The sequence below is a fragment of the Asanoa siamensis genome (genome assembly GCF_016862555.1).
Lineage (GTDB): Bacteria > Actinomycetota > Actinomycetes > Mycobacteriales > Micromonosporaceae > Asanoa > Asanoa siamensis.
This window is the reverse complement of sequence record NZ_BONE01000175.1, coordinates 1-3,569: the sequence shown is the minus strand read 5'-3', so window position 1 is coordinate 3,569 and position 3,569 is coordinate 1. Positions and strand designations below refer to the sequence as shown.

General features: G+C 69.7%; 3 protein-coding genes. All 3 read right to left on the bottom strand.

From position 1 onward, the window contains the following. Positions 1–7 precede the first annotated feature (7 nt). Genes efeB through efeU form a run of 3 tightly spaced genes read right to left on the bottom strand, consistent with a single transcriptional unit; the run spans position 8 to position 3,299 of the window. Positions 8–1,279 (bottom strand): iron uptake transporter deferrochelatase/peroxidase subunit, encoded by a 1,272-nt coding sequence (efeB, locus tag Asi02nite_RS40990; RefSeq protein WP_203719444.1) that lies wholly within the window; start codon positions 1,277–1,279, stop codon positions 8–10. A gap of 5 nt (positions 1,280–1,284) precedes the next feature. Then, positions 1,285–2,421 (bottom strand): iron uptake system protein EfeO, encoded by a 1,137-nt coding sequence (efeO, locus tag Asi02nite_RS40985; RefSeq protein ID WP_203719443.1) that lies wholly within the window; start codon positions 2,419–2,421, stop codon positions 1,285–1,287. A 14-nt stretch (positions 2,422–2,435) separates the two neighbouring features. After that, positions 2,436–3,299: an iron uptake transporter permease EfeU gene (gene efeU / locus Asi02nite_RS40980; protein ID WP_203719442.1), complete on the bottom strand. Its 864-nt coding sequence runs from the start codon at positions 3,297–3,299 to the stop codon at positions 2,436–2,438. Positions 3,300–3,569: the final 270 nt, after the last annotated feature.

The following is a 3,569-nucleotide window of genomic DNA, read 5'->3' as shown; positions in this document are numbered from 1 at the left end:
ATACGACCTAGCCCTCGAACAGCCCGCGACCCCAGTAGTCGCCGGCGTCCGGGACGCCCGGTGGGCAGGCGAACAGGGCGCTGCCGACGTGGCGGATGTACTCGTTCAGCACGTCGTGCCGGGCCAGTTGGAGTTGGATCGGCACGAACTGCTTGTGCGCGTCGCGCTGGAACGAGATGAAGAACAGGCCCGCGTTCAGGCGGCCGAGGCCGTCGGAGCCGTCGACGAAGTTGTAGCCCCGGCGCAGCAGCCGGGCGCCGCCGTTGCGGCTGTGGTGGGCCAGCTTCACGTGCGCGACGTCGGCGATCGCCGGCTCGCCAGTGGGGCCCTTGACGGTGAAGTCGAGCTCGTCGAACTCGTTCTGGTGGCCGAGCGGCGCCCCGCTTCCCTTGGCCCGACCGACGATCTCCTCCTGCTCGGCGAGCGACGTGCGGTCCCAGGTCTCGATCGTCATCCGGATCTTCCGGGTCACGAGGTAGCTCCCGCCGTCCATCCAGGACGGTCCGTCGCCCTTCGCCACCCACAGGTGCTCGTCGAGCAGCGCGGTGTCCTCGGCCTTGAGGTTGGCGGTGCCGTCCTTGAAGCCGAACAGGTTGCGCGGGGTGACCTGGTCGCGCGAGGTCGACGAGGTGCGGCCGAAGCCGAGCTGCGACCAGCGCACGCTCACCACGCCCATGCCGATCCGGGCGAGGTTGCGGATGGCGTGCACGGCGACCTGCGGGTCGTTGGCGCAGGCCTGGACGCACAGGTCGCCGCCGGAGATCGCCGGCTGGAGCGCGTCGGCGGGGAACTTCGGCAGGTCGACGAGGGCCGCGGGGCGCTTGGCGGCGATGCCGAAGCGGTCCGCGCCGGTGGCGTCCCGGAACAGCGTCGGGCCGAACCCGATGGTCAGCGTCAGCCCCGCCGGCGGCAGGTCCAGCGCCTCGCCGGTGTCGTCGGGCGGCGCCTCCGGGATGCCGTTGACCGCGCCGATCGCCCCGGCGTCCTGACCCGCGGTCATCCGGGCGGCGGCGGCCGTCCAGTCCTGCAGCATCGTGACGAGGCGGTCGCGGTCCTTCGTGATCACGTCGAACGCCACGAAGTGCAGCCGGTCCTGCGCCGGCGTGACGATGCCGGCCTGGTGCGCCCCGTAGAACGGCACGGCACCGCTGGCCGCCGACACCGGAACCGTGGGTTCCGAGTCGGCGGCCAGCACGGCCGACGCGCCGGCGGCAGCACCCGCGAGGCCGGCCACGCCGACACCCGCGATCGTCATCGCCTGACGGCGCGAGATGTTCATGTCTCCTACTTCGCCACGACAGGGGCGACCTTGCTGATCGGCTCGGCGAGCGCGTTGATCGCGTCGGAGAGCGCCTTCAGGTCGTCCTGGGACAGCTCGTTGTGCAGCTTCCAGCCGTCACCGGCGCGGTGCTTCGACAGGGCCGCGTCGACGTTGGCGAACTCGGTGTCGAGCTGCTTGACCAGGTCGGCGTTGCGCTGCTCGAGGGCGGGCCGCAGGGCCGCGATGGCCGCCTTGGAGCCTTCGACGTTGGCGTTGAAGTCCCACAGGTCGGTGTGCGAGTAGCGGTCCTCCTCACCGGTGATCTTCCCGGTGGCGACCTCGTCCAACAGCTCCTTGGCGCCGTTGGCGAGCTGCAGCGGGGAGAGCTGCTCGGCGTTGGCCTTCGCGACGATCTCCTTGATGTTGACCATCAGCTCGTCGGCCATAGGGCCCGACTTGGAGATGTCGCCGGTCTTCCAGAGGTCCCGCTCGATCGCGTGGAAGCCGGTGAACTTCATGCCCTCCTCGACGACCTCTTCCCGGCCGTCGATCTTCGGGTCGAGGTCACCGAAGATCTCGGCGACGGGCTCGATCCGCTCCCAGTAGGTGCGGGCGATCGGGAACAGCGCCTTGGCCTTCGCGACGTCGCCGGCCTTGACCGCGTCCACGAACTCCTGGGTCTTCACCAGCAGCGCGTCGGTCTGGCTCTTCACGTACCGCGAGTAGCTGTCGGTCGCGTCCTTGAGCGCGGCGTCCTCGGTGAGCGGCGCGGCGGAGCCGTTGACCTTCAGCGGGCCGCGGATGCCCTTGCCGATCATGCCCGGCTTGCAGGCCGTCTCGTACGTCCCGGCGGGCAGTTCGACGTGCAGGTCCCGGCTGAGGCCCGGCGCGATGTTCTCCACCTCGCCCATGACGCGGTCGCCGGCGGCGTACACGTAGAACTCGGTGACCTTGCCGCCCTTGTTGGTGACCTTGAACTGCACGGTGCCGGCGTCGACGTCGGTGAGGCCGACCTCGCAGCCGGTGTCGCTCGCGTTGACGGCGATGGGCCCGCCCTTGGCGGCGCCGGCGTCGGCGGTGCCCTCGTCGCCGCCGGAGCACGCGGCGAGGCCACCGGCCAACAGGGCGACCGCGACGGTCGCGAGGTATCTGCTGCGCATTCGGGAACTCCTGATCAGGACTGCGGCGTGGTCGCCGGGATGACGGGGGTCTCGGCGGCCGGCGTGGGGGTCTTCTTCTTGGCCGGCCGCAGGAAGATGGCCAGCACCGGGATGCCGTACGCGGCCCAGGCGATGGTCTCCAGGAGCGTCGGGGCCGGGGTGATGTTGAACATGCCGGCGAGCAGGCTGCCGTACCAGGAACCGGGGTCGAGGGTGCCGCTGATGTCGAACGCCAGCGTGTTGAGGCCCGGCAGCACGCCGGCCTCCTGGAAGTCGTGCACGGCGTACTTGAGGATGCCCGCGGCCACCAGGATCAGCAGGGCGCCGGTCCAGGTGAAGAACTTGCCGAGGTTGATCCGCACGGCCGTGCCGTAGAGCAGGACGCCGATCACGATGGCCGTGGCCACGCCGCCGATCAGCGCGTAGAGCGGGCCGCCGTCGGTCTCCACACCCTGCACCGCGGAGTAGAAGATCAGGGCGGTCTCCAGGCCTTCGCGGACCACGGCGAGGAACGCCATCACGGCGACCGCGACCGAGCCGACCGCGAGGGCGTCGGTGAGCTTCGTGCGCAACTCGCCGGCGATCGAGCGGGCGGCCTTGCGCATCCAGAAGATCATCCAGGTGACGAACACGACCGCGGCGAGCGAGGTGATCGCCTCGAACAGCTCACGGTCCTGGTAGTCGGCGAGCAGGCTCGTGGTGGTGTAGGTGAGCATCCAGCCGAACAGGACGGACAGGGCGACGGCGAGCGCGACGCCGGCCCAGACCTGGATGAGCCGGTCCTTGCGCTGCGACTTGACGAGGAAGGCGACGAGGATGCTGACCACGAGGGTCGCTTCCAGTCCTTCGCGCAGGCCGATCAGGTACGTAGCGAACATGGTGGGGGGACTCCGTCACCCTGGGTGATAGGGAGCCCTAAGTAAGGGCAGCCATACCTTCTCCCCGCCGCCAGGGGGAAGTCAAGCGGGCGTTGCATGTGTAACGTCCACGAGCGTGAAGGCCTTCGTACCGTGGCTGACCGTGCTGGCGTTGGTTTTCGTTCTCAACGCGCTTCACCTGCGCCCGCTCGCCACGGCGTTGGCGGTGGGCTGGCTCGTCTACTGCGTATGGACGTGGGTGCGTCCGAAACGGCCAGAAAACCGGCCTAA

Excerpts from the sequence above, each read along its gene's own strand:
- efeB (WP_203719444.1), bottom strand. The coding sequence starts at position 1,279 with ATGAACATCTCGCGCCGTCAGGCGATGACGATCGCGGGTGTCGGCGTG.
- efeO (WP_203719443.1), bottom strand. The coding sequence starts at position 2,421 with ATGCGCAGCAGATACCTCGCGACCGTCGCGGTCGCCCTGTTGGCCGGT.
- efeU (WP_203719442.1), bottom strand. The coding sequence starts at position 3,299 with ATGTTCGCTACGTACCTGATCGGCCTGCGCGAAGGACTGGAAGCGACC.